We start from the raw sequence: 26,440 nt of genomic DNA, 5'->3' as shown, positions 1-26,440 counted from the left end.
ATTATACATTTATTAGAAAACATCCTAATATTTATATAAGAAGAATAATGTCAAATATAGGAGGTCATATGTGAAAAAATTAAATCCATACACTCCTTGGGAAGAACATTATTTTTGGGTCAATATCCTATTGGACCACGCGGTATTTGTCAGGGATTATTTATCCCCTGTGGAAACGACACTAGTGGCAGAGGCAAACCAGTTTATTAGAAGATTTACCGAGGTGCGGAAACAATTAGAACAAATCCCGGAAACAAGTCCGATTAACTCTCAACCCTTAATCCAATTCTCTAACTATTCCGCTCAAGTTTCTTATGATTATTATTTGTTTGAAGGGAAACTCTTAAGTTTATCAGTTAATAATCAAATTCAAATCAATATCACCCCGACTTATTTTAACGGAACTCTACTTGAAAACAGGGAATATTTAAGAATTCTTCAATATTACATGAAGGGAACCGAATATCCGCCACTATCGCTAGTTGAGTTACTTGATATGTGGCTAGAGGACCAACTGGGCCATGCCGCACTTTTAAGGAGAGCACTTGATGGTTCTGAACAAATTCTGATTGAACAGGTGAATACACTTACAAAACTTTTCTCCGCTCATATTTTAAAAAATGAAGCAATCAAAGGGTACTTACAATTTCTACCTCCTCAATTTCCTGCTCAGATTTCCTTTGCGCGTGAAGTTAGTGGTACCTGTCAGGCATTTAATCAACTTGTAGAGCATGTAATCCGTCTTTACAAAGGAAAGGCTGTTTTTAATGCCACAACACTTCGATTTTTAGAACATCATTTTCCAGAGTCCTGCTACTTTTTAACAAAACTTAGTGCTTTTGTTCCAGAAATGGAGAAACCAAACTGTTCATTAACTGCATATTTTAAAAATTACTATACAAATAAAAGCTAAAACAGATCATCTCATAAGATCTGTTTTAGCTTTTATTTGGACCTTTTAAAAGGAATGTAAGGCAAAGATGTTAAAAATAGGAATAGAAGGGGCTGCCTTCTATTCCTATTTCATTTTTCCAGAAATTCATTCATTTTTCTTTTTCTTTAGCCGTTCTTCTAATATGTGAATCATGTATAAAAAGTGTTCTGCTTCCCTGACAACATGATCTGCTAATAAAGGATTTATGACATTACGAATTTGGCAGGACTTAATTAGCTCTAAGCCTGTTTTCTTAAAAGCTAATATTTCTTGTGCTGCATTTTCACTGTCTTGATTCATTTTACCGATAATCGGATAGGTTGGCTGTTTATGAAATAACATTGACTCAACATCTCTTGCTTGATTAAGCAAAACCTCAAAATCATCCGCAATTTTCCTAGCGGTGTTGACTAAATTTCGCTCTGACTGGTCTAGCAATGCGGATATAAAGCGAGAATGCTCCATCATAATTCGCAGCCAGAATACATTTTCGTTAATGATCGCGTCTTGAATCGGATCTAATATCCCTTTATTGAATTTTTTTAACGTCCGCATAAAATATTCCGCTTCTCGCGCGATGTGATCCACGAGCAGTGGAAAATTAAAGCCGCTTACTTTACAATTAATGATCAGGATTAACAGGTTTCTCTTGAAATTGCGGAATCCCAGGACTAACTCGATACTTTCTTCGTTGAATTTCCTTACTAATTCTACATTATTAGATATTTGGTATGCCTTTTTCTCTTGCTGCTCAAAATATTGGAAAAAACGATCTGTTTGTTGAATGAGATGGGTATCTTTCCGGTTAAATCCCTCCCCTAAGAACAAGGCATGCTCCTTCATAATTCTTAACCAAAACCTATTTTCTGTAAGAGACCGATCCACAAATAACTGTTCTGTAAGCGATTCTGGCCTTGAAGCAAAAGATTCTGGAGCTACTAACATCTGATTAAATTGTTCAAAATTCACATGACCAGGAAGTTGCGGTTGATGCATAACTACCCCTCCCTTTTGGCTATTGCTATATCTCTAATCATATTTGATAAAAATCAAGATTATGTTTTGGACAAAATTAGAATTTTTTAGGAACCACCAAATACAAATAAATCCAAATTCCTACAATAAAAAAGATTGATAACCAAAGCTATCAATCTTTTTGCCTATGATGATATCCAATTACTGCACTTAACCTACGCTTTTCCCTTTTGTGCTTGTTTTCTTATCATTTACAAAAGTAAAAGAAGAAAATGAAGGTTTCGTTTTTACTAGAATTGACTTTTCTACCGTTTTATTTTTCTTTACAAAACTATGACCATGATTAATTAGTGACTCCAATTCTTTTTTCATCATATTAAGCAGACAAATAAGTAGAAAGAAGCCTAGAATCGTACTTAACACAATCCATGGGTACTGAATGATAACGGCAAAGTTTTGGCCGATTAAACCAGACCATTCACTTGATAATGATTCTGGAGTTGGAGGTCCCCACATATCTCCGTTAAAGATACCTGATTTCGTTGGCCCGCCAAGGAAAACTCCGAAAATTCCTAAATGCATTAAAATCACAAGCGTACTAATCATCTGTTGGATTCCGATTAAAAGTCCAAAGGACTTCAAGTAGGGTTTCATGTGCTTCCGTAAAACATGAAAATGGCTGCCACCCATTAAATAGGAACTTTGGATAAACGAACTTTTCTTCAGTTCATCGGTCATATCAATCGTTGTCGACACGATGGATGGAAATGCTACTAAGAATAATACAAACAATTGGTAGCTGATTATTATAATGAAGGGAACTCCTGTATAGCTAATGGTTACCGGCGCCATTAATAGCAAAGCAATTATGGTGGATGGAACGTATTTGAAACCTAGAAAAAAGTCATTGAAAAAAACCTTCAGTTTTGGTAACCACAATGAAATGATGATACCAATTAATCCACCAATAAACACTCTGAACAAAGTTACAATTAAAGCGGTAAAGATGGTAAATTTAGCACCATCAATTACAATTAATAGGACATCCTGTCCATTTCGATCTGTTCCAAACAAATGTTCTGTAGACGGAGGAAATGGTGCTCGATCAATAATTTCACCCTGATCATTGGTGATAAAGGGTTCTTTATTATAATCTTCTGGACCAAATAGCGGATAAAGACAGCTGATTAAAAATATCAAGGTGATAATGCTGGTGCCGATTAAGGTTTTTTTATACTTTTTCATATACCTGGTTCCTCCTTTCCGCGAGACAAGAATGAAACCAATTTTACAATTAAGTCAATCAAGGCAATCGGAATAGCGAATAAAATAAAATTGAATAGCATCATCGCAGCATCTACGTTAAAAAACGTACGGATGTCATGGGTAAATCCTTGTATTTTAAAGATAAATTCGATTAATACGATATTTGATAGAATGATCCAAATAATACTCCTTAGCTGGACAAGATATAACGGAATAACATTCCTAAATAAATGAACGGTAAAAATGCGAAAGAAACTAAGACCTTTCGCTTTTGCTAAGATGACATAGTCTTTTCCGAGTTCTTCTTCAAACACTTTAATAAAAAATTGTGCCAAGAATAAGCTAGGTAAAAAAGACACCACTACAATGGGAATAAAATATGGATCTCCACTAAAGCCATAAAGCTGCAGGAACTTAATTCCGGTATTTTTATAAAGGATGATAACGAAAATTTGCAGCACAAAAATAATTAATAAATCAGGAATGGCCTCGCTAAAATTAACGATATTCTTTAAAGCATTTCTTGTTCTACCATTTGTAAATATTACAACAGCGGAAATGATCAGACCAACCGTGGTCACAAGCAGAATAGATATCCCTAAAACTTTCAATGTATATAGGTATCTATCAACAATTCCCGTTTCCAACCAAACTTCTACTATAGAACTTTGTGTAAAATGGGTGATTTGCTGGAGTGTATTTTCAAACTGTAGCTTGAAGTTCTTTAGTGTTAATTCTAACTGACCATTTTCAACATTAAATAATTTTGGAATTGAAAGAAATAAGGAAAATCCTAGTAAAATACAGATAATTCTTAGTAGATAATGCACAATTCGCCCCATAGATAACCTCGCATAATGAAATATCTTACTACTAATATTAACAGAAATTCTTGAGTATTCAAAAAACATTTCCTTTTTTTCTCAATTATAATTTCCCTTTGGTTCTTTGTCCATGATCAATCTAATTTGAAATCCACCTTCTGCTAACGTAAGGTGGATTTCTTAGTATACTTTCTTACTTCCCTTCAATAAATTTCAACATCTCTTCTCTCCGCTTTATGTACACTTTCCTTCCTAGCTCAGTAAGTTGATCCAAATATGTGACATCATCAAACGGGACTTCTTCCCCTAAATCTTCATTAATTCGAAGATAATGATCCTTAAGGAGTAACTGACATTGATAGGAAACAGACTCGGATGATAAGTGGAGGGCCAGATCAAGTAATTTCGGTGTGACTTTCATAGAAGGAAAATGAAAAGGCAGCCAGTGGTTAATTCCCCAATACTTATTACCATTCGTTGTAAAATCAATCCTTTGTAAGCCGGTTCCGATAGAAAATATCTTTATATCCTCCAATTTGTTTTGAAAATAGTGCATTGCCTCCGTAAGTCCCACTAAGGAGGGGTTATTTGCCCATAATCCACCGTCAATGGATAAATATTTGTTTTCAACATTATTAGGAGGAAAATACACAGGTGCCGAGCAGGACGATAGAACGGCGTCCCAAATCTTTATCTCAAGATCTTCACCTTCTGGGTTTCCGTAATTGGAACGATGAATAAACGGTTTCCCATGGGTTACATCAACTGCGGGTATAAGAAACGGTTTTTCTATATCGGCAAGACACCGTTCACCAAAAGCATTTTTTAATAGATGTCGTAAATATCGATCACTGTAAACACTCCTAAGTAGACCAACCTTTGATTGACGGACAAAGATTTTCTCACCAAATGTTTTATAATTATGATGGACTTCAGCCATCTGAATCTTTAAAGAAACGGATGCGGCTATGATTGCGCCGGTACTTGTCCCAGAAATCATATCGAAATAATCCCCGATTGGTTGTTTCATATCCTCTTCCAATGCCTGAAGGATGGCAATGGCAAAAATTCCGCGTATCCCACCGCCATCGATGCATAACAATTTCATCCGCTTCACCTATACCTACTCATTTTTCTTTCAGTGTTCCCTTTATCCCATCCACTTATAAGGATTCTTTTGTTTGAGCAATCGCAGAGATGACCGAACCTACAGCTTGAATCCAGCTGCCATAAAAGTCCAAAGAATAACCATGCTCAGACTCATTCGCCTCGTTGCTTTGTTGATAGCCATTATACTTCTCTTTTAGTTTACTTTTAAGTTCATCCGTGCCACTAATCGCTTGCAAGGAGTTCCCAATTATCTGCAAAACATTTCCTGCGATGTTAAGCGTCCTAATCGTGGAGGGCTCATCCACTAAATCATCTGGAAGTGCCGTTCCACCACCTAGAGCCTGGAGCCAGTTTCCGGTTATCTCTAACCTTTGTTTTGTCTCCTCCTGGAAATCAATAACGATTCCAGCTATCACGGTGACGTTTCCTATCGCTTGGATTTCATTCCCAAGCTTTTCTAATGAAAACGTTCCAATGGCGTCAGCAATTAAGGCGTTCCCAGCAGCTTGAAGTTCGTTTCCCCACAAACTTAGATGTTCTCTGAATTCACTGCTTAGCCTTTTTGACGGGGTGCTGCCAACAGCTGCAATTACGGTTCCAATCGCTTGTATCCATGCCCCGAAAAGTTCTTTAAGCTGATTATCCATCCCAGTGCCGCCCATCTTTACGCATTATGATTAAATGATATTCACATGGGCACTCAGTTGTTCACTCGAATGAAGATTTTTAATAAAAGAAATAGCCTCCTACGCTGGAGGCTTTAAGGAATGTAGAGTCCCCATCTGCTAGTATGCGGCCAGCATGAGTCCTCGTTCGATTAATATAGGATATTCCTCATGAACCTTTTTGATAGCTTCTAATTGTTGTTTCAACAAAACCTGCTGATCAGGTAAAAGATTATTCTTCACTAACAACTCCATGATTTCAACTCTTAAAAGCCAATCATCCTTAAATTCGGTTGATACTTTTTCAATAATTGGCAATAGTTCATTCTCTAGATTCTTACTTCCAGATTCACGAATATCTCTTACTTTTCCATACAACTTTTCAAGTGCTGATAATTCCTTTTTAACAATTGGCTTGGTCTCCACGTCCTCAAGGTCAGCATAGTATTTTTCAGAATCAGCTGCCCCTGCAAAAACGGAGGTGATTTTCTCACCAATAGCTAAATCGTAGCTTCCCCAATCAGGATGAAAAAGTACTTCCTCGTTATATTCTACTTTGCAGTTATTGAATGAAATCAGAATAACCCTTCCTTCTCTTCGCAATAAGTTTGAAACAACACCTTTTACGGTAACTCCACTTTCAAAACATAAATTAGTCTCTCTTCCAACTTCTATCCCGAATCCTTTAAGCTGTTCTTCTGAAAGAGACTCTAACGGGGTGTCCGTATTCTTTAGTTTCCCAATTGGTGCTCCAAAGCCATCTTGATGAGTTACTTTACCATGACCAAGAAGTTCCGTATTTGCTATCGCCAAAGCGGAAGGTCCTTCCGTTTTTAGATAAACCGCTTCACCATGTTGATTCTTTATCAACCTAGTCAATGTCCCTGTTAATTGAAGCCCGGAACTAAACTCCACCGTAGCTGTATGTTTCGAGCGCAATGCCTTATCTAAAGCTTCTGTTCCACCCACTTTAAAGGCCATCGTTTCCGCAAACTCATTCACGGCATCAATTAATTGATCAAAGCTGTCACACACAAAAAGCTGTGGTTGTGGCTTGGTAATATCAAAACCCGTATTAATAACCGTCTGCAAGTCAAATGGAAGCTTTTGAACGGAGTCTGTCAAACTACTTCTTCCTTCTGAAACAGAGGAAAGCAGCCCAGCCCCGTAAATTTGTGGCTGCTCAACGGTTCCAATTAAACCGTATTCAACCGTCCACCAATATAACCGGGAAATTTGCTCTGCTTCGGACAATTCGGTAACTGCCATCTGTTTTACTTCAAAATTTCTTTTCGCTTCTGCTATTTCTTCCTGTGTTGCTTGGCCGCTTTCTAATAAATTCGAATAGGTACGAACGGCCTCAAATAATTCATGCTCTTCACTAGTGGCCAATGCCTTCGAACCAATTTTTCCAAATAGCTTTACGTAATCAGAGAATTTTCCCTCACAAAGGATCGGGGCGTGACCGGCTGCCTCATGAATAATATCTGGGGCTGGTGTATATTGAATGTTTTCCAATTTCCGTATCTCAGAGGCAATTGGCAGTATACCGTGAGCCTGAAAATCAAAAAAGATAACACCAGGAATAAAACCATCAATATTCGCTGCACCCCAGCCAAAAGGGGCTAATGCATTGTTCATCTCCATGACATTTGGAATTTTCTCCACGGAGATACCTGAGGCTTTAAGTCCGCCCACATATGCCTCATGAGCAGCGTCTTTAAGAAAATGGTGATTTTGCCGCATGACATAACGCCATACCGCATGATTGATAGGGGTATATTTTTCATACTGTTGATTTAAAACATATTTCTGTAAATGCCTCGGAACTTTTCTTTTCTTATCACCCATGGCTCTTTCCTCCCCTTATAAAAACCGTTTATTTCTTTACTTGTTGATAAAATTCATCATATTTCTGTGCTAATTCAAAATCTAATACTGTTAGTCCCTTGGCATTCCATGATGAGATTCTTATTGTTACGACTTTATAATCGATTGATATAAATGGGTGATGATTGCTTTTCTCCGATAGATTTGCTACTTGTTGAACAAAATCAATTCCATTAAGGTAATCACGAAACCGGTACTTTCTTTCAATCCATTTCTCATCCGTTAACTTCCAAGCTGGGACCGTGGATAACTTTTCGGTTACTTCTGACGGGGTTAATTTTTCCATTCGCTTCTCTCCTTCAACACGAATAAAACGCTTACATGGTTTTTGAAAATCAGCCATCATTACCATAATATTATTTATAAACTAATATATGAAAAAATCCATCTAACGGAAGATGGATTAATTTCATACATTATTTCGCATTATTAAAAGTTAAGTTAATTTGCACGATTTCAGAGCGTGTTCCAATTCGAAGCGGCAGTCCCCAGAAACCATAGCCAGAAGAGACGATGGATTGTAGTTTTCCTTTCTTTAGGTAGCCCCAGTCATTTTCAAATAATCTGTCGGTTATCAGGTTGCCTGGCGCCACTTGTCCACGATGGGTATGGCCGGAGAGGATTAAATCAACGCCGTTTTTTTCAGCAATTTCAAAATCATAAGGCTGATGTTCTAAAAGAATATTCGGTTTTGTCAAATCCACCTGTTTCATTAATTCCTTTAGCTCTGCTCTCGTTACATCTTGATAACCTCGATCTTTCCTCCCAATAAGTGTAATCCCCTCTGGAAGTAAGAGCACTTCATCATCAAGAACCTTCATCCCACTATTATTAAAAATCTGGACGAGGTCAACTTCATCTCGGTCATGGTTTCCTAATGAGGCATAAACAGGTGCCTTTATCTCCTTTAAGATTTCCGGAATCCCTTCTTCTAGGTACGGAGTAATATCATCATTGATGATATCTCCTGGGAATAAGACAAGATCGGGTTCTCTTACATTAATTTTTTCCACAAGTTTTCTTGCCTGTTTATCTCCTGCAAGGTCACCAAAATGGAGATCTGATGCCATGATAATCTTTAAGCTGTCTTTCTTTTTCACCTGTTTTGGAATCGTAATATCATAGGTTTTAAAAACAGGGCTGTAAGCATTATTCATTCCATAAGAGAAAGAACAAACAATCAATACCGAAAGTGAATACCCAGTCCATTTAATAAACTTTTCCTTAGGGATACGGGTAAATCTTCTTAAAAAGACAGCAATATTGGCGATGGGAAGCAGTAATACAAAGAAATAAAAGAGGGTTAACCATATCGCTCCCATCCACGATAAGAATAAACTATCATTCACCCATTGTCCCAAAATAAAGGAATAGGCAAATAAGACAAGAACGAACCAGAAAATATACTTAATACTCTTTTTATCACTACTTATGTTTTTTAACCAAGTCCAGATATTGTAACCAATGTAAAAAATCAATAAATTATATAGCAGAATAATTCCTATTCCAACAAGCCACACAGACGAATCTCCTTTACTTTTAAAAGTCTTGATCTATTAGACAATATTTGCGGTAATATCACAACTTTTTAACCTTCGCCGATTCTATTTATTTGCTAAGGTTTTTATTACCATCTCTCAACCTCTTATTTATCTGTTACAATTTCATAGTTAGAAGAATGATAGGAGGATTCATACTATGAAAAAACGTTCACTCCTCCTTGCCCTGGTAATGGTCTTTACCTTTGTAGGGGGAATTTTAACAGGAGTATTATTTTCAAAAAATAAATCTGAACAAGCGTCACAAGCTGTTAAAATAGACAAAGCTGCAGAATCTTCAAAAAAACTTGAAGCGAAAGAAACACCAAAGTTAGGGTTGGAAGAATCATCGAAAGTGTTAATTGGATATGTCCAGGATTTTCGAGATCCAGAAGTAGTGGATTATTCAAAATTAACCCATGTCATTTTTTCCTTTGCCCATCCGACAACCGATGGTGGAATTTTGCTAAATGGGGATTCTGCTATAAATAATTTGCGTACAATGGTAAAAAAAGCACATGATCATAATAGTAAGGCGATTTTAGCAGTAGGCGGCTGGTTTCATATGAATGGCGGGGAATCGTATGATATTTTTAAAGCAGCGATTAGCAACCCTGTATCAAGAACCAAGCTTGTCAATGAGCTTTCGAGTATTGCTGACCGGGAACATTTAGATGGGATTGATATCGACTTTGAACACCCTCGTTCTCAAGCGGATGCGGCAAATCTTGCTGCATTTGCACAGGAATTAAGCACACAGCTGCAGCCGAAAGGAAAAGAGCTGTCGATTGCTGTTTATCCTAAAATTCACGCAGGAGCTGGCACCGTTACAGACTTTGTTATTTTTGATCCATCGACATTTCTCTATGTAGATCATGTAAACATTATGGCCTATGATGGACAATGGGATGGCGGCTATAATGCAGCCAATTTATCACCGTATCCTTTTGCGGAGAAAATCGTAAACTACTGGGCGAATCTTTTTGACGAGCTTTCGATTACAAAAGAAAAGCTTGTGCTAGGCGTTCCATTTTATGCACAACCCGAAGACCCAGCCATTAAGCAGGTTTCCTATGCAGCGATTATTAACCAGGATCCGGCAAATGCCGCAAACGATACGGTTAGTATGAACGGAACAACCTATCATTATAATGGTGTGAATACGATGAAAAAGAAAACCACTTTAGCTTTAGAACATGGTTTTGGTGGGATGATGCTCTGGGAAGCTGGACATGATTCCCAAGGAGCTCAAAGTTTAACATCTGTTATTTTTGAAGAACTAAAAAATGCAAATATGGTAGTGAAAAAATAATTTCATTGACAGTAAAAATGGCTTCACTCGGGTTTTCGGTAAATGAAACTTAACTCCAGATTACTAAAAAAGGCTGTACTCTCAAATGATGAGTGTACAGCCTTTTATTATGATTGAAGTTGCATTAATCTTTCATTTACTTCCTCTTCTGTTAAGCCATGCTCTGCGACATAGCGGTTACGAGGATGCGTCCTGCATTCATGAGAACAGCTGCGTAAATGTTTGTGCTCATTTTCTTCCGAGCAAAGGATTTTTTTATTACATTCAGGGTTCGCGCAATTGACGTAGCGCTCACAAGGCTCACCTGAAAAATAGTCCTTACCAACGACCACATGCTCTTTTTGATTTACTGGGACACTAATCCGCTCATCGAAAACATAAAGCTGTCCATCCCATAAATCACCTTGCACTTCTGGATCTTTTCCGTATGTGACAATTCCGCCTTCTAATTGGGATACATCTTCAAACCCCTCTTTTAGAAGCCAGCCAGAGAATTTTTCACAACGGATGCCGCCAGTGCAATAAGTAAGTATCTTCTTGCCTTCAAATTGCTCTTTATTTTCCCGAATCCATTGTGGCAGGTCACGGAAATTCAAAATATCTGGTTTAACTGCTCCTCTAAAATGACCTAAATCGTACTCATAATCATTCCGAGCATCAATCACAACGGTATCCTCACGTTGCATAGCTTCAAAAAACTCTTTCGGCTTTAAATGCTTACCTGTTGTGATATGGGGATCTACATCATCTTCTAGTCGTAACGTTACTAACTCTGGTCTGTGACGCACTTTCATCTTCTTAAATGCATGCTCAGATGCCTCATCAAATTTAAACCATGTTCCTTTGAAAAGCGGATGTTCATCCATATATTTTATATAGGCATCGGTTTGTTCAATGGTACCTGATACCGTCCCATTAATTCCTTCAGCCGCAATAATAATTCGTCCTTTTAACCCTAATTGATTACAAAATTCACGATGCTCATTTGATGTTTCTTCTGGGTTTTCTATAGTGACATATTTATAATACAATAAAATTCGATAATCTTGACTCATATTAACCACCTTAAAACTTTTATAAATAATTTTAGTTTATAACATTAACCGTATGATTATATCAAAAATAGACCTGTACATACAATTAATCTGCCCAGAACGATAGGTCATCACTCAACCTCTATACGATTAAAAGAAAGAAATGCTCCAAATTCTCTGGATTGTCGATTTGTTTTTAGCTAATATATAAATATGTTTTATATTAGGAAACCTTTGAGGTGATTATACTGGACATTGGATCAAAAATCCGAGCAATTAGAAACCGGAAGAAAATAACGATTGCCCAAATGTGTGAGGGGACCGGCCTTTCAAAAGGTTTTATTAGTAATGTTGAAAACAATAATACGTCACCATCAATCAATACACTTCAAACCATAGCAAGCTTTTTAGAAGTCCCACTTCCCTATCTCCTATTAGAAAAGAACCAACATATGCGAGTGGTACGAAAAGATGCCAGGATGACTTCTAGTTTTAACGATTTACAGATCGAACATATTTCTTCCATGGGGGGATTAAAAATTCGCAGTGTCGAATTTCCTCCAGGTGCATCCATTGGTGATGCCCATTCGCATGAAGGAGAAGAATGTCATTTAGTGTTAGAGGGGAAGGTCCTTGCTGAACAAGGTGAAGACTCGATTATTTTAGAAGAAGGTGACTCCTTTAGTTGGAATGCGAGTGTCCCCCATACGGTTACGAATATTGGAGATGGAAAGTCAGTCGTCCTGATTGCGGTTTATTCAGATAATCAGTCGAACGAAAGTATATAAACCATAAGAAGGCTGCACCTTAATAGAAAGGTACACCCTTCACTAATTCTTTCCACCATAGGTAAAATGGCGGAATATCCGTGCTTACTTTCATTTTGAACTGTGGTGGACTTTTTTAAGAAAGAGCTTACACCTTCTTTTGTTTTTGTATTGGTCGAGCTTATCGTAAAATCGCTTTTCGCTTTGCTTTTTCTGCCTGTTCGAGTAAATTCTTTATTCCAACATCTAACTTTCCAAAGCGCTCATCGGCAGCTTCGCCAATTTTCCAGCGATAATAAATTTGCTGAAGAATAACTGCAATTTTATAAAAGGCAAACGATAAATAGTAGTCAATTTGGGAAACATCCCGGCCGCTTTTCTTTGCATAAAGCTCTAACAACTCTTTTCTCGAAAAGAAACCTGGATTGGTGGTCACAGATGTTAATCCAGATTCACTTTCACCGGCAGAGGTCCAATAGGCCAGCATAGCAGCTAAATCAGTTAAGGGATCTCCAATGGTACTTAGTTCCCAATCAAACACTCCGACCACTTCTCCTGGATTGGTTGTGGAGAACATCATATTATTCAATTTAAAATCATTATGGACAATCGTGGGTGCAGGGGAATGTGGAATGTTTTCAATCAGCCATTTTTCTAAAGCTTCTACCTCTGGAATATCATTGGTTTTTGAATTATGGAATCTTTTTATCCAGCCATGCACCTGTCGTTTTAAATAACCGTCCGGAAATCCAAGATTGCTTAAACTAGCTGCTTCATAATCAACAGCATGTAATCGGACTAAAGTATCTACAACCGCAATTGAAACAAGCCTTCCCGTATCTGTTCGATTTTTATATTCTTCAGGAAGAGAATCATCAAGTACGACTCCTTCTTTTTTCTCCATCACATAGAAGTGCCGTTCCATGATACTTGGATCCTCACAATAGAGGTATGGCTTAGGTGCTAATGGGAATACACGGTTTAATTTTTGTAAAATGTCAGATTCTCGTTTCATGTCATGAGCCTTCGGTGGGATTTTTCCAAATGGGGGTCTTCTTAGGACAGCTTGCCATTCTCCAATTTTGATAAAATACGTTAAGTTCGAATAGCCAGCGGAAAAGGGTTTTGCTTGAAGGGGTGCATCAAGCAAACCTGGAATTTCCTCCTTTAGATATTGCTCAATCTTTTTCCAGTTGACCTCACTTACCTTACTTTGGAACTGCTGTTGGCTCATTGAATCTCTCCTTTACTTGATAGTCCTTCAATACCTGTCTAGCAACGACCCTCTGCTCTGTTTCCAAGGTATGTTTATTCATTCCCAGCCAATTCCTCAGTGTTTCGGAGCCTTAATTCATTTAATATTTCGGAATTGTGTTCTCCGAGTTTTGGTGCGGAACGGCGGAGATTGAACCTTTTTCCGGTAAACTTAATAGGATTTGCAATGTGTTTAATCGTGCCAATCCCTAGATGGTGAACTTCTTCTATCATTTCTCTATGCTTTATTTGTGGATTTTCTGTCATTTCTTGTGGAGTTAAAACTGGGGAGACACAGGCATCGATACCATCAAATAACTCAAGCCACTGAGCTAAAGTTTTTTCTAAAATGACTTCTTGGATTTCTGCCTTCATGATGCGTTGATTTTCGATTGGATCCTCTAGTTTAGTGGTCAATGCTTCTTTGCCGATTACCGTGCAAAAGTTTCTCCAAAACTTAAATTCTAATGCCCCAACTGACAGGAATCGATCATCTTTTGTGCGGTAGACTTCATAACAAGCTTTACCACCATTTAGAGTTAATTCTCCGCGGTTTGGGATTTGATTAGATGCCCAGTAATTTGGAAGGATGGTTTGCATCCAAGAAACTGCTCCATCAAGCATAGAAATATCGATAAATTCGCCCTCACCTGATTTTTTCGCGTTGATTATGGATAGGAGGATCCCGACTGTGGCCATAAGTGAACCACCGCCAATATCACCAATTTGGACCGAGGACAAAAGCGGATTACCATTTGGCTGACCCTGTAATTCTAAAAGACCAGAATAACTTAGAAAGTTAATATCATGGCCAGGTTCCTTGGCATATGGACCTGTTTGGCCATAACTTGTGATTGCACAATAGATTAACTTTTGATTGTGAGCTTTTAGCTGCTCATAGCCGAGTCCTAATCGCTCCATGACACCTGGTCGAAAAGATTCAATAACGACATCAGCTGTTTTTACCAACTCAATAAATACTTCTCTATCGCTATCAGTCTTCAAATCTAGCGTCATACTTCTTTTATTACGATTAAGTGAAAGAAACATCGCACTTTGATCTCCCATTAACGGTTCATACCAACGTGCATAATCTCCCGCTTTTGGGTCTTCTACTTTTATGACATCCGCACCAAAGTCTGCAAGCAGTAATGTGCAATAGGGACCTGGAAGTAACCTTGTCAGGTCAAGAACGCGTATCCCGTCTAATGGTAATGACAAAACATTCATCTCCCTTTTGTATAATTGTTACCGTTTTCACTATTTTATCTAAATAGTATCAATTTTCAATTTACTTTACAAATTATTTATTGGTGGTAGTAGAAAAATAAGCCTTCCTACTAAACTTAGCCCCCCTAGTAGTAATTCTAGGAGGGCTAAATTTTGTTCATCTTCCACTCATTATCCAATTTTCTCTTCATTATCATTATTTAGTAAAGAGCGTTTATTACTTGTAGAAATCTGCGTAAGATTAGCCCTTTTTAGTAAATAGTTTAAGTGGTCTAACGGCATCGATCCCCGCCCTTTTCCCTCATCTAGCGTGAATTGAACGGTAATTCCATTATTCGTCGTTACGGTCAGCAAATCTGCAGAATTGAAATTACCTTTAATACTTTGAGAAATTTGAAATTTAGTTCCTATTTCAATCGACATTTAGTCTCTCCTTCATGGTTTTAACAATAGTATTATCCAATTATTTTTATTCATACAAAAATATTCCAATTTCCCTCACTCAAAAACTCGTTATTTTTTCAGTTGTGTTAAAATATTTATAAAATGTTTGGAGGCGTAGACCGTGGAGAGTTTCAATGAATTATTAACGAAGCAGCGTACCTTTTTTTATACTGGTCAAACAAAAGAGATTTCCTACCGAATAGATGCATTAACACGTTTAAAAGAGATGATAAAATCCCATGAAGGCGAACTAATGGCCGCCCTTAAGTCTGATTTAAACAAAAGTGAATTTGACTCCTATGTTACCGAAATCGGTATTTTATTAGAGGAAATCCGTTTTACACTCAAACATATCAAGACTTGGTCACAACCACGAAAGGTAAAATCCGGCCTTGCCCAAGCAGGTTCGAAAAGCTATATCTATCCGGAGCCTTATGGTGTCGCCTTGATCATTTCTCCTTGGAATTACCCGTTTCAGTTAGCCATTGCCCCTTTGATAGGAGCCATAGCTGCAGGGAATTGTGCTGTGATTAAGCCTTCTGAGCTAACCCCAGCCACCTCAAGATTAATCGGGGAGTTGATCCCAAAAACGTTCCCAGAGGAATACATTCGTGTCGTGCAAGGTGATGCAGAAACAACACAAGCCTTGTTAAAGGAGAAATTTGATTATATTTTCTTTACTGGCAGTGTACCTGTTGGAAAAATTATTATGGAAGCGGCGGCGAAACATTTAACCCCTGTAACCCTTGAACTGGGCGGAAAAAGTCCATGTATTGTTCATAAAGATGCGAATTTGAAATTAGCGGCCAAACGGATTGCTTGGGGAAAATTTATCAATGCCGGGCAAACTTGTGTGGCACCTGATTATTTATATGTCCATCAAGCAGTGAAAGAGGAGTTTATCTCAAGCTTCAAAGAAGCGATCAAAGAACTTTATAGCGATGACGTATTTAAGAACGGTGAATTCACCCGAATTGTCAGCAAAAGGCATTTTGATCGACTTCAGACATTCCTTGAGAAAGGGGAAATCCTCTATGGCGGCCGACACGAAAGTGGTTCATTAACGATTGAACCAACCGTAATCGGTGGGATTTCTTGGGAAAACCCCATCATGCAGGAAGAAATTTTCGGTCCTCTGCTGCCTGTTCTTGAATATGATGACGAAATCACCATGATCAATACAATAAATGACCGCCCTAAGCCGCTAGCCCTTTATATTTTCTCTGAAAGTAAAGAATTTCAGGAGAGAATCCTAAATCATATTTCATTTGGCGGCGGCTGCATTAATGATACGGTGTACCATTTAAGTTCCCCTTATCTGCCTTTCGGCGGCGTCGGAGAAAGTGGGATTGGTGCCTATCATGGGAAAGGCAGCTTTGATGTTTTTTCTCATGAGAAAAGCGTCCTAAAACAAACGACAAGTTTTGATCTTCCGTTTCGCTACCCAAATCGAAAGAACGCATTACAACAGATTAAACGTATAATCAAATAAAAAACATCCTTGCAGAAATTTTCTGCAAGGATGTTTTTTTAAACCCAGCCTCTGAAGCTTGAAGCTTCCGCTACTTTTTTGATTCCAACCATATAGGCTGCCAAACGCATATCAACTTGATGAGTTTGAGCTAATTGATAAATATTTTCAAACGAATTAACCATGACCTTCTCTAGCTTTTCATTTACTTCTTCTTCCGTCCAATAATAGCCTTGATTATTTTGCACCCATTCAAAATAGGATACGGTTACCCCGCCTGCACTTGCAAGAATATCTGGTACCAGCAGTACTCCACGCTCTGTTAATATCTTCGTAGCTTCCAGTGTGGTTGGTCCATTTGCTGCTTCCACAACAATACCTGCCTTAATATTAGCCGCATTTTCTGCAGTAATTTGGTTCGAAATCGCTGCAGGTACAAGAATATCACATTCTAATTCTAGCAATTCTTTATTAGTGATTGTGTTTTTAAATAGCTGCGAGAATGTACCAAAGCTGTCTCTGCGATCGAGTAAATAGTCAATATCAAGTCCCTCTGGATCATATACTGCTCCATATACATCAGACACGGCAACAACCTTAGCACCAGCATCATGCATAAATTTAGCTAAATAGCTACCGGCATTCCCGAAACCTTGTATGACAACACGGGCACCTTTTAGCTCAATTCCTTTTTTCTTTACCGCTTCATCAATACAAATTGTCACACCGCGGGCAGTTGCTGTTTCACGGCCTTGTGAACCGCCTAGAACAATCGGTTTACCAGTAATGAATCCTGGAGAGTCAAACTCACGTAAGCGGCTGTACTCGTCCATCATCCACGCCATGATCTGAGAGTTTGTATACACATCTGGAGCTGGAATATCCTTTGTCGGTCCTACTATTTGACTGATGGCACGAACATAACCACGGCTTAGTCTTTCAAGCTCTCTAAACGACATTTTACGAGGATCACAAATGATTCCACCTTTTCCGCCGCCATATGGAAGATTCGTAATTCCACACTTTAAGCTCATCCAAATCGATAGCGCTTTAACCTCTTCTTCATCGACATCCGGATGGAAGCGAACTCCTCCTTTTGTCGGACCAACAGCATCATTATGCTGGGAGCGGTATCCAGTAAATACCTTTACAGATCCGTCATCCATTCTTACTGGAATTCGGACGGTTAATAAGCGAATCGGTTCTTTTAATAATTCATACATTTCATTATTATAGCCCAATTTATTTAAGGCTTTTTGTATGACGGTTTGAGTGGAGTAGAATAAATTTAATGATTCAGTTTCCTCTTGCTGTTCCTTTGCCATTTCATTAACCACAGTCTTTACAGACATGCCTGACACCTCGTCGTTTAGTAGTTTAGGATTTTTTAATTTTAAGCTAAAACTTTTTTGATCTTTTCAAATGCCCAATCGATTTCTTCCTTAGAAATAATAAGTGGCGGGGCAAAGCGAATGACAGTATCATGCGTTTCTTTACATAATAAGCCTTCGTCTTTTAGTTGCTCACAGTATGGTCTTGCCTCTTCTGTTAATTCAACCCCGATGAATAAGCCTCTGCCTCTAACTTCTTTGATCACAGGATTTTCAATAGATTTTAATTGATCTAAAAAGTATTTACCCAATTCAAGTGAACGTTGCTCTAATTTTTCTTCTTCAATGACTTCTAATGCGGCAATCGATACTGCACAAGCAAGTGGATTCCCGCCAAATGTTGAACCATGAGAACCAGGATTGAAGACACCTAGAATATCAGAGTTGGCAACCACGCAGGAAATTGGGAATACTCCGCCGCCAAGTGCTTTTCCTAAAATAAGCATGTCTGGTTCAATTTGCTCCCATTCATAGGCAAACATTTTACCCGTCCGTGCTAAGCCAACTTGAATTTCATCGGCGATAAATAACACGTTATTTTCTTTACATAACTCAGATGCTGCCTTCATGAATCCATCTGGAGGTAAAATGATCCCTGCTTCCCCTTGGATCGGTTCCATTAAGAATGCAGCAGTATTTGGAGTGATCGCTGCTTTTAATGCTTCAAGATCACCGTATGGGATTAATTTAATTCCAGGAAGCATTGGACCAAAGCCGCGCTTGTATTCTGGATCAGAGGATAAGGAAACGGCACCCATTGTCCGGCCATGGAAATTTCCTGTACAGGCAATAATTTCAGCTTGATTTTCTGAAATCCCTTTTACGTCATAACCCCAGCGTCGCGCTGCTTTCAGAGCTGTTTCAACCGCTTCGGCACCTGTGTTCATTGGCAGGGCCATATTTTTGTTTGTTAGCTTACAAATTTTTTCATACCAAGGACCCAGCTGATCATTATGGAACGCACGAGAGGTTAGTGTTACTTTGTCTGCTTGATCTTTTAATGCTTGGATGATTTTTGGATGACGATGTCCTTGGTTCACGGCTGAATAGGCACTTAGCATATCCATATAGCGATCGCCTTCTGGACTTTCGACCCATACTCCTTCTGCCTTGGAAACTACGATTGGCAGTGGATGATAGTTATTTGCACCAAATTTATGTGTTTGTTCAATTATTTCGTTTGTTTTTGTTGTCATTGTCATGTTATTACCTCCTAATGATAATAGGTGGGGGCATCCGGACAATGCCCTCGAACCTTAATATTAATCTTATAATGTTTCTGAAGTTGTTTTTGCTTGCATGTGAAGGAGTAGGTAATCAGGACCGCCTGCTTTTGAATCTGTTCCTGACATGTTAAATCCTCCAAATGGCTGATAACCGACAATCGCTCCAGTACAGGTGCGGTTAAAGTAAAGATTTCCAACATGGAATTCCTCACGGGCACGTTCAATATGTTCGCGATTATTGGAAATAAATGCACCAGTCAAACCATAATCAGTGTTATTCGCAACTTGCATCATATGGTCAAAATCACGAGCTTTTGAGAAAGCCACAACTGGACCAAAGATTTCTTCCTGCATCAGGCGAGCTTTCTCGTCAAGGTCAGCGAAGATCGTTGGCTGGATAAAATAACCTGTAGAGTCATCGCCCTCTCCACCGGTCATCAATCTGCCTTCTTGCTTACCGATTTCAATATAACTCATGATTTTCTTAAATGATTTTTCATCAATAACTGGGCCCATATAATTCATTAAATCTTCTGGACTTCCAAGTGTTAATGTTTTGGTTAAGGCAACCGCTTTTTCAAGGACCTCATCATATACATCCTGATGAACTACGGCACGGGAACCGGCAGAACATTTTTGACCAGAAAATCCAAATGCTGAGTAAACAATACTCGCTGCAGCAAGGTCTAAATCCGCATCATTATCAACCACCACTGTATCTTTTCCGCCCATTTCTGCGATCACACGTTTAATCCAGATTTGACCTGGGTTTACTTTCGCGGCACGTTCATTTATGCGGCATCCAACCTCGCGTGAGCCAGTAAAGGAGACGAAGCGAGTTTTTGGATGATCAACAAGATAATCACCAATTTCAGCACCGCTTCCTGGTACAAAGTTAAGGACACCGTTTGGAAGTCCTGCTTCATGCATTAACTCTACAAATTTGGCAGCAACCACTGGTGTTGAGTTTGCTGGCTTAAGAAGCACCGTGTTCCCTGCAACAATCGCAGCAACGGTGGTTCCAGCCATGATTGCTAATGGGAAGTTAAATGGTGAAATAATAATACCGACTCCAAGTGGAATATAGTGATATTGGTTAAATTCGCCGTCACGGCTGTTAACTTGGAATCCTTCTTTTATTCGTAGCATTTGTCTTCCATAGTACTCAAGGAAATCGATCGCTTCTGCTGTATCGGCATCGGCTTCCTTCCAAGGCTTCCCTGCCTCTTTTACTAGATACGCAGAAAACTCATGTTTACGGCGGCGCATCATGGCAGCAGCACGGAATAAAATGTTGGCACGATGTTCTGGAAGCCACTTTTTCCATGTTTCAAATGTTGTTAAAGCAGTATTCATTGCTTTTTCAGCTAATTCTTGGTCTGCCATTGATACTTTGCCAATAACTTCTTCTTTATTTGCTGGATTAATTGAACTAATTTTCTTATCAGTCGTAATTGACTCGCCACCAATAACAACAGGATAATCTTTACCAAGCTGTGACTGAACATAGGTCAGTGCCTCTTGAAAGGATTGTTTATTATTTTCATCAGAGAAATTCGTAAATGGTTCATGTGTATACGGTTTCATAATATCCCCCTTATTGTTTGTTCCACTTTTATATAATGCAAGTATCGTGCCAATTTGATTTTCTTTATTAATAAAGGATTTATGTGTATAAATGCAAAATAATTTGGCGCAAAATATTTATTTTTCGTGTTACCCGCAAATTTTTTTTGCTCCCAAAAGGTTTTTTTGGTTTAATAGATACATAATCTAGGTTAGGAGATTGAAAAGACTGTGGAAAATTCACCCGAGTCAATCGAGCACTTACAATACCTGCTTAATATGTACAAACGAATTTTGGATGAGGTCGATGTCGGCGTCCATGCGGTTGATGAAACAGGAAAGACCGTTATCTATAATAAGAAGATGACAAAAATAGAATCGATGGATACGAACGATGTCATGAATAAAAACCTCTTGGATGTATTTATGTTTAATGAAGATCAATCTAGTACCCTCGTTAAAGCACTACAAGAAGGGAAAGAGACTAGTAATGTAAAACAAACCTATTTTAATAACAAGGGGCGAAAAATCACCACCATTAACAACACCATCCCCATTTTTGAAAACGAGAATATCCAAGGTGCTGTTGAAATTGCCCATGATGTAACCAAACTGGAACGATTAATTAAAGGAAATATGAAGCGCATCGATACACCAAGATTTACTTTTAATAGCATTATTGGTAATAGCCCGGCGATTCAGGACGTCATTGAAGGGGCAAAGCGAGCAACAAGGACTTCCTCTTATGTATTGATTGTCGGAGAAACAGGTACTGGGAAAGAGCTTTTCGCCCAAAGTATACATAATGGCAGCGACCGTTTTTCGGCCCCATTTATCTCCCAAAACTGCGCGGCTCTTCCTGATAATTTAATTGAAAGTCTATTATTTGGGACGAAACGTGGTGCTTTCACTGGGGCGATTGACCAACCTGGTTTATTTGAACAGGCAAATGGCGGCACATTATTACTGGATGAGATTAACTCCTTAAATTTAAATCTTCAAGCAAAGCTTCTCCGGGTTCTTCAGGAAAAAACAATTCGCCGGATTGGGGATACGAAGGATACGCCTGTGGATGTACGTGTAATTGCTAATATGAATGAGGATCCAATCGATGCGATTACGAATAATCATATGCGTAAAGATCTCTACTATCGTCTTGGTGTCGTCACGATTATCATTCCACCATTGAGGGAGCGGAAAGAAGATATCCCATTACTGGTACAGAAATTTATTGAAAAATATAATCAACGCTTTCAAATGAATGTAAAAGGTTTATCGGATGAGGTTAAACAATCATTTATGGAGTATGAATGGCACGGGAATGTCCGTGAATTGGAGCATATTATTGAAGCTGCGATGAACATCATGATGGAGGAAGAAGAAGAAATCTTGTACTCCCACTTACCCTACCAATATCGCAGTAAAATGCATGTAAAAGAAAGAATAGCTCCTATTTTTTCTGTTGATTCATTCCTTAAAGACCGAGTGGAAAAGGCAGCGCCGCTAAAGGATCAAATGGAATTATTTGAAAAATCCTATATAGAACATGTATGGAAAAAAAATGATCATAATATTACGAAAACAGCTGAAATCTTAGGATTAAGTCGACAAAGCTTACAATATCGGATGAAAAAATTACGAATGAAAACAGAGTAGTCTCTAAATGTAATGGGTTCCGTTTTCTATTGCAAAACGTCTATTTATAGCAAAATATGTAAAGTAAAATATATCAATTTGCACTGTATTATTTTTAGCAGCGTAAGATACAATCATATCCTGTAGGATTAAGTGAATAACTTTACAATTCATTTGTTCATAAGAAAAGCATCCCATTTTAAATGAGATGCTTCATTTTTGTTTTGTTTATATTTCCATCTAGCCTTTCTGTTCGTTTGTACCACCAAATGCAATACAATATTCGTCAGGATCTACAATCGCGAACTCTTTCCAAGGACCTCCACCTTCATCTACCCAGGGTTCAATAACAACCTTGGCACCTTTACTTGTAAATTCTTTATAGAGTTCTTCTAGGGCATCCCAATTCTGGACATAACAATAAATATCAGGAATAGGTTTATTATTCTCCTTAACTAGTCCGTTTGGTTGCACAACTTCCCTTGTTTCAGCATGAATTAGCTTGATCCCTAAACCTGTAAAACCATCACGAATTGCCCACCATTCCGTAACTTCACAACCTATTACATCTTTATAGAACTTCATAGATTCTACTAAATTTGATACTAATAATACCTTTAACGAACTATGGATTTTTGGATTCATATTCTTACCTTCTTTTCTTATATTATTTTCAAACTACCAATGGTGACCTAATAACTCTTTATTTTCATCCAATGTTAAATGAGGACCCTTTACAGCTAGAGACAGGATTTCCTTGCAAAAATAATAACTTTTATGCTTTATAATGTAGCTATCCCAAAGACGTAAAATAATTATAAAACTATACGGGCAAAAAAATAAAAGTGCGTGGAAATAATTTCAATATTTAATACTTAATTTGAATTAACTTTAAGTCCATTTATCCAAAATATTAATGTTCTATGATTATTTTTTTAAAAGGATCGCAAAATAAGAATGTATGGAATGTCTTAACAAAGGAGGAACACCAATGTCCAAAGATAAGCAGACACCTTCATCAGAGGTAGACCAAAAGAAACTTTTAAATGATAAAGTGGAGAAAGCTCGTCAAAACAATTTTGAAGATAACCACATTCGAAGAGTGACTCCAAACGGTGCCCAAGGAGAATAAGTTTTTTCTCAAGAGCAGAATATCAATTCACGATATTCTGCTTTATACATTCAGTTTGTCTAATAGGTGTTGACTCATTACAATGTTCATAAAATAAGTAAGCTTGATTGTTATCTGAAAAATGTGTTCATCTTATGTAATTTTCCACAATCGTTCTTCAACCCCTTATATTTTGGGTTGTTTTATCTACTCTATATGAAATTTTATCTTTGTATTATGGTTACGTAGTCTATAAAGGTTGGAAACTATGGTGGACTCCATTATATTTTTTATTTGCTTGTTTATTCACACGCTGGCATATTATTTTTACAAGGAAATATATTCTTGGTGGTGACTTAAATAGTTTGGTTATTTATTTCATTCATTGGTTTAATAATTATCATTCTAAATGTCAGATACAATTTCAAAGAAACTGATGACATTAAAAATAAGATAAAACGAGGGTTAATGATTAGCTTTATGACTATTCTTTCAGCTATTAGCCAGTCATCATTTTTTTACTTAGGTTTATTGCTTATATTATTTGGTTTCCTAAAGGCAACGGGTTTGCTCTAGATGACGACGACTTCACAATTTGTTTCTACTTCGACAAAAGATCTTTCATAGTCTTTCTCATTAAACTATACCATCAATTTGGCAACCAGATCTTCGAGTAACGCCACCCTTTAGTTTAAGTGAAAGTATTCACAATAAATAAGACAAAATAAAGAGCGAATTGCATTTAGAATTCGCTGAATTAGTAACTTAGGTTTGTCGTTAAACACTTCTGTTCCTTAATGCTTCTCTGTCTACATTTTGTGGCGGCTGCTCCAGCCATCTGTTTTTAATCATTAATTTCACACCATCATTTGCATATTGAAGTATTTCAGTCATTAATCTTGTGTAATGTCCTCCCAAATCTTTTCTAAGACTTGCCCCAATTGCTGCCCCATATCCCGCTACACTGATAACAGTCAGGCTGTTTGTGTGAAACATCATTAGCTTATCAGAAAATGGTGAATCGATAGATTGGGATATAGTTGAATCCCAAGAACTCGGAAGGGGAACACCATCTTCAATTAATATCTCCCTAAAAACGGTCTCATGCTTTGCAGCTATTTCTACGCCTCTCTCCATATATTTTCTCACTTCAGGCACTTGGGCAACTTGAGAAAAACCTGCTACAAACGTTCTTCCAATTGAGTTCGTCTCCGTGTTTTTAGAAATATGAGATAGTTCAACCACGGTAAGTGGTCGATGCTTCCCTAATAACCCTGATAAAAAGGAATCATCTTGCAAATATTCTGCTTTTTCCATTGGAGGAATGGTTGGAGAACGAATAAATGCCCCTTTTTGAAGCAGCATGTCACAGGTATTGTTATATAGTTGCATAAACCTTTGAGAAATCTTTGAAAAAAGGTCTCTGACATCTTTTCTTGCTAAAACTTCAAGTAATGCAGCGGCAGCACCTGTTCCAGCGGCAGCCATATATTTTACATAACGCAAAGTAAATAGGTCTGAATAAAGCCTTCCAGCTTTTAAGTTTACATCATCTTGAGTGAATCCAATTGGAACCGCATGATTCTCCATTTCAAATATACGTTTGACTTCGCTAACCACAAATTTACAATCTGTTAAGGCGGTTTGGATGATGCTTGTAGAATCTTGGTCTTCATTTACACTTTGAAAATGCTGTAATATACAAACAGTCATCGAATTTTGCATATAAGCACCCCATAATGCAGCAACTTCTGAAGAAACAAGTTTAGCGTTATGATCCATTTTTACGTTCAATTCCTTTACTTTTTTTATTTATTATGTGCAAAAATGAATATATTATTATTCATTTATTACTTGCTTTACATCAATAAAAAATGAGTGACAAATTAAAATACAATTTTTCACTCATTTTAACTTGCGATTTTTATGTTTGCGATAGGTAACGGAACCCGTTACGCTAAATGACTCCACTGTTTTTTATTTTTAAGTTAATGTCAAAGTTTTTTGCAATTTATGAAGGATTATGTCGTTTGATAGTGGAATATATTAATAGATTATACAAAAGGAGGAAGAAAAATGAAGAAATTTGTAACATTATTCTGTGCTGGTTTGCTAGCATTCCTGCTTGTGGCATCACCAGTTAATTCTGTATTTGCTGCAGAAGGTACTTCTATAACAGCAGAAGAAGATGGTGAATGTGGATGTGTAGTAACACCCATTGAGGGAATAGAAAAATATCAGATCATCTACAAATTGTTGGTTAGTAAGGAATTTAAAAAGGCCTCAAAAAAATTATTAAAAGATGGATACCTATGGGATGTCACCAAAGAAATTGAGGTTTTGAGAAATGAAACTGCTGGTGGAATTATAATGGTAGGTGTGCCTTTCAAAAATATTAATGGGACAGATGGAATCGCTGCGTTTTTTGATGGAGTCTACATGGGGATTAGTCCGGCAGAAGCACCACATAATCACTAACAAATAGAAAAGCTGGCAGCTGCCAGCTTTTTTCATGATTTATTCGTCCTCATCTTCCATGATTTCATCAAAGGCTGCTGACACTTTATCGAACTCTTCATCACTATCAATGGCAGCTAAATCTCCATCTTCGTCTACTTTTAAAAAGAAAATATCGATGTCTTCATCACTTTCTTCTTGAATGTCCTCGACGAATCCTACTGCTACAAAGTCAGTTCCTTCAATATTGATCGAAGCCAGAACCTCAACCTCTTGTTCTGTTTCTGTTTCATCACTAATCGTAAAAATTTCGCCTACTTCAATTTTCGCCATAATTATT

Annotated in this window: 25 protein-coding genes; 7 read left to right on the top strand and 18 right to left on the bottom strand. The window is 37.7% G+C overall.

The annotated features are described in order from the left end of the window. The first annotated feature begins 70 nt into the window (after nt 1-70). On the top strand, nt 71-913 hold the full coding sequence (locus tag ACWM35_RS08915) for a DUF2935 domain-containing protein (protein WP_454817458.1): 843 nt from the start codon (nt 71-73) through the stop codon (nt 911-913). Nucleotides 914-1,039: 126 nt separating this feature from the next. Here ACWM35_RS08915 and ACWM35_RS08910 read toward each other — a convergent pair whose 3' ends face one another. From ACWM35_RS08910 to ACWM35_RS08875, 8 genes are all read right to left on the bottom strand, one after another. Next, the gene (locus ACWM35_RS08910; protein ID WP_454817456.1) at nt 1,040-1,930 is read right to left on the bottom strand and encodes a DUF2935 domain-containing protein; all 891 of its coding nucleotides are present in this window, start codon (nt 1,928-1,930) and stop codon (nt 1,040-1,042) included. 189 nt (nt 1,931-2,119) lie between these two features. Further along, entirely contained in the window at nt 2,120-3,154 is a 1,035-nt protein-coding gene (locus ACWM35_RS08905; RefSeq protein WP_454817454.1) for a hypothetical protein, read from the bottom strand. Continuing rightward, the gene (locus ACWM35_RS08900; protein WP_454817453.1) at nt 3,151-4,017 is read right to left on the bottom strand and encodes an ABC transporter permease subunit; all 867 of its coding nucleotides are present in this window, start codon (nt 4,015-4,017) and stop codon (nt 3,151-3,153) included. Before ACWM35_RS08900 ends, ACWM35_RS08905 begins: the two co-directional genes overlap by 4 nt. A 175-nt stretch (nt 4,018-4,192) precedes the next feature. Continuing rightward, entirely contained in the window at nt 4,193-5,107 is a 915-nt protein-coding gene (locus ACWM35_RS08895) for a CBASS cGAMP-activated phospholipase (protein WP_454817451.1), read from the bottom strand. A gap of 55 nt (nt 5,108-5,162) precedes the next feature. After that, on the bottom strand, nt 5,163-5,756 hold the full coding sequence (locus ACWM35_RS08890) for a DUF6944 family repetitive protein (protein ID WP_454817449.1): 594 nt from the start codon (nt 5,754-5,756) through the stop codon (nt 5,163-5,165). A 138-nt stretch (nt 5,757-5,894) separates the two neighbouring features. Further along, nucleotides 5,895-7,625, bottom strand: a complete 1,731-nt coding sequence (locus ACWM35_RS08885; RefSeq protein ID WP_454817447.1) for an aromatic amino acid hydroxylase — start codon at nt 7,623-7,625, stop codon at nt 5,895-5,897. Nucleotides 7,626-7,653: 28 nt separating this feature from the next. Then, nucleotides 7,654-7,950 carry a 4a-hydroxytetrahydrobiopterin dehydratase gene (locus ACWM35_RS08880; RefSeq protein ID WP_454817445.1) on the bottom strand — a complete coding sequence of 99 codons (297 nt, stop codon included), beginning with the start codon at nt 7,948-7,950 and terminating at the stop codon, nt 7,654-7,656. 130 nt (nt 7,951-8,080) lie between these two features. Beyond that, on the bottom strand, nt 8,081-9,184 hold the full coding sequence (locus tag ACWM35_RS08875; RefSeq protein ID WP_454817443.1) for a metallophosphoesterase: 1,104 nt from the start codon (nt 9,182-9,184) through the stop codon (nt 8,081-8,083). 178 nt (nt 9,185-9,362) lie between these two features. Here ACWM35_RS08875 and ACWM35_RS08870 point away from each other — a divergent pair, with 178 nt between their 5' ends. Then, entirely contained in the window at nt 9,363-10,514 is a 1,152-nt protein-coding gene (locus ACWM35_RS08870; protein ID WP_454817441.1) for a glycoside hydrolase family 18 protein, read from the top strand. Nucleotides 10,515-10,621: 107 nt separating this feature from the next. Here ACWM35_RS08870 and trhO read toward each other — a convergent pair whose 3' ends face one another. Beyond that, nucleotides 10,622-11,569 (bottom strand): oxygen-dependent tRNA uridine(34) hydroxylase TrhO, encoded by a 948-nt coding sequence (gene trhO / locus ACWM35_RS08865; protein ID WP_454817439.1) that lies wholly within the window; start codon nt 11,567-11,569, stop codon nt 10,622-10,624. Between the two features lie 227 nt (nt 11,570-11,796). Between trhO and ACWM35_RS08860 the strand changes: the two genes are divergently transcribed. Further along, nucleotides 11,797-12,336 (top strand): helix-turn-helix domain-containing protein, encoded by a 540-nt coding sequence (locus tag ACWM35_RS08860; protein WP_454818154.1) that lies wholly within the window; start codon nt 11,797-11,799, stop codon nt 12,334-12,336. A 160-nt stretch (nt 12,337-12,496) separates the two neighbouring features. Here the strand turns inward: ACWM35_RS08860 and ACWM35_RS08855 are convergent, their stop codons facing one another. The 3 genes from ACWM35_RS08855 to ACWM35_RS08845 all read right to left on the bottom strand — a co-directional run bounded on the left by ACWM35_RS08855 (nt 12,497) and on the right by ACWM35_RS08845 (nt 15,222). Continuing rightward, nucleotides 12,497-13,549, bottom strand: a complete 1,053-nt coding sequence (locus ACWM35_RS08855; RefSeq protein ID WP_454817437.1) for a phosphotransferase family protein — start codon at nt 13,547-13,549, stop codon at nt 12,497-12,499. A 74-nt stretch (nt 13,550-13,623) separates the two neighbouring features. Next, on the bottom strand, nt 13,624-14,790 hold the full coding sequence (locus ACWM35_RS08850) for a CaiB/BaiF CoA transferase family protein (protein WP_454817435.1): 1,167 nt from the start codon (nt 14,788-14,790) through the stop codon (nt 13,624-13,626). Nucleotides 14,791-14,970: 180 nt separating this feature from the next. Then, a complete protein-coding gene (locus tag ACWM35_RS08845) occupies nt 14,971-15,222 on the bottom strand; it encodes a hypothetical protein (protein WP_454817433.1) in 252 nt (83 codons plus the stop codon). Nucleotides 15,223-15,364: 142 nt separating this feature from the next. On the opposite strand from ACWM35_RS08845, the gene ACWM35_RS08840 reads away from it, so the two are divergent. Then, nucleotides 15,365-16,735, top strand: coding sequence for an aldehyde dehydrogenase (locus tag ACWM35_RS08840; protein ID WP_454817431.1), 1,371 nt, complete (start codon nt 15,365-15,367; stop codon nt 16,733-16,735). A gap of 38 nt (nt 16,736-16,773) precedes the next feature. On the opposite strand, the gene ACWM35_RS08835 is transcribed toward ACWM35_RS08840, so the two are convergent. The 3 genes from ACWM35_RS08835 to pruA form a co-directional block, all read right to left on the bottom strand. Continuing rightward, nucleotides 16,774-18,039, bottom strand: a complete 1,266-nt coding sequence (locus ACWM35_RS08835; RefSeq protein ID WP_454818152.1) for a Glu/Leu/Phe/Val family dehydrogenase — start codon at nt 18,037-18,039, stop codon at nt 16,774-16,776. 68 nt (nt 18,040-18,107) lie between these two features. Continuing rightward, complete coding sequence (locus tag ACWM35_RS08830; RefSeq protein ID WP_454818150.1) at nt 18,108-19,301, bottom strand: ornithine--oxo-acid transaminase; 1,194 nt, start codon at nt 19,299-19,301, stop codon at nt 18,108-18,110. Between the two features lie 72 nt (nt 19,302-19,373). Further along, a complete protein-coding gene (gene pruA / locus ACWM35_RS08825; protein ID WP_454817429.1) occupies nt 19,374-20,918 on the bottom strand; it encodes an L-glutamate gamma-semialdehyde dehydrogenase in 1,545 nt (514 codons plus the stop codon). Nucleotides 20,919-21,176: 258 nt separating this feature from the next. Here pruA and ACWM35_RS08820 point away from each other — a divergent pair, with 258 nt between their 5' ends. Beyond that, nucleotides 21,177-22,553 (top strand): sigma-54 interaction domain-containing protein, encoded by a 1,377-nt coding sequence (locus tag ACWM35_RS08820; RefSeq protein ID WP_454818148.1) that lies wholly within the window; start codon nt 21,177-21,179, stop codon nt 22,551-22,553. Nucleotides 22,554-22,772: 219 nt separating this feature from the next. Here ACWM35_RS08820 and ACWM35_RS08815 read toward each other — a convergent pair whose 3' ends face one another. Beyond that, complete coding sequence (locus ACWM35_RS08815) at nt 22,773-23,177, bottom strand: VOC family protein (protein WP_454817427.1); 405 nt, start codon at nt 23,175-23,177, stop codon at nt 22,773-22,775. 346 nt (nt 23,178-23,523) lie between these two features. Here ACWM35_RS08815 and ACWM35_RS08810 point away from each other — a divergent pair, with 346 nt between their 5' ends. Beyond that, entirely contained in the window at nt 23,524-23,664 is a 141-nt protein-coding gene (locus tag ACWM35_RS08810) for a hypothetical protein (RefSeq protein WP_454817425.1), read from the top strand. 756 nt (nt 23,665-24,420) lie between these two features. Here ACWM35_RS08810 and ACWM35_RS08805 read toward each other — a convergent pair. Further along, nucleotides 24,421-25,425: a DUF3231 family protein gene (locus ACWM35_RS08805; RefSeq protein ID WP_454817423.1), complete on the bottom strand. Its 1,005-nt coding sequence runs from the start codon at nt 25,423-25,425 to the stop codon at nt 24,421-24,423. Nucleotides 25,426-25,719: 294 nt separating this feature from the next. On the opposite strand from ACWM35_RS08805, the gene ACWM35_RS08800 reads away from it, so the two are divergent. Beyond that, complete coding sequence (locus ACWM35_RS08800; protein ID WP_454817421.1) at nt 25,720-26,121, top strand: hypothetical protein; 402 nt, start codon at nt 25,720-25,722, stop codon at nt 26,119-26,121. 39 nt (nt 26,122-26,160) lie between these two features. Here ACWM35_RS08800 and ACWM35_RS08795 read toward each other — a convergent pair whose 3' ends face one another. Beyond that, nucleotides 26,161-26,433, bottom strand: a complete 273-nt coding sequence (locus ACWM35_RS08795; RefSeq protein WP_454817419.1) for a DUF1292 domain-containing protein — start codon at nt 26,431-26,433, stop codon at nt 26,161-26,163. Nucleotides 26,434-26,440 lie beyond the last annotated feature (7 nt).

This window comes from Neobacillus sp. K501 (genome assembly GCF_053749995.1).
This window is presented reverse-complemented; position numbering and strand designations above follow the sequence as displayed.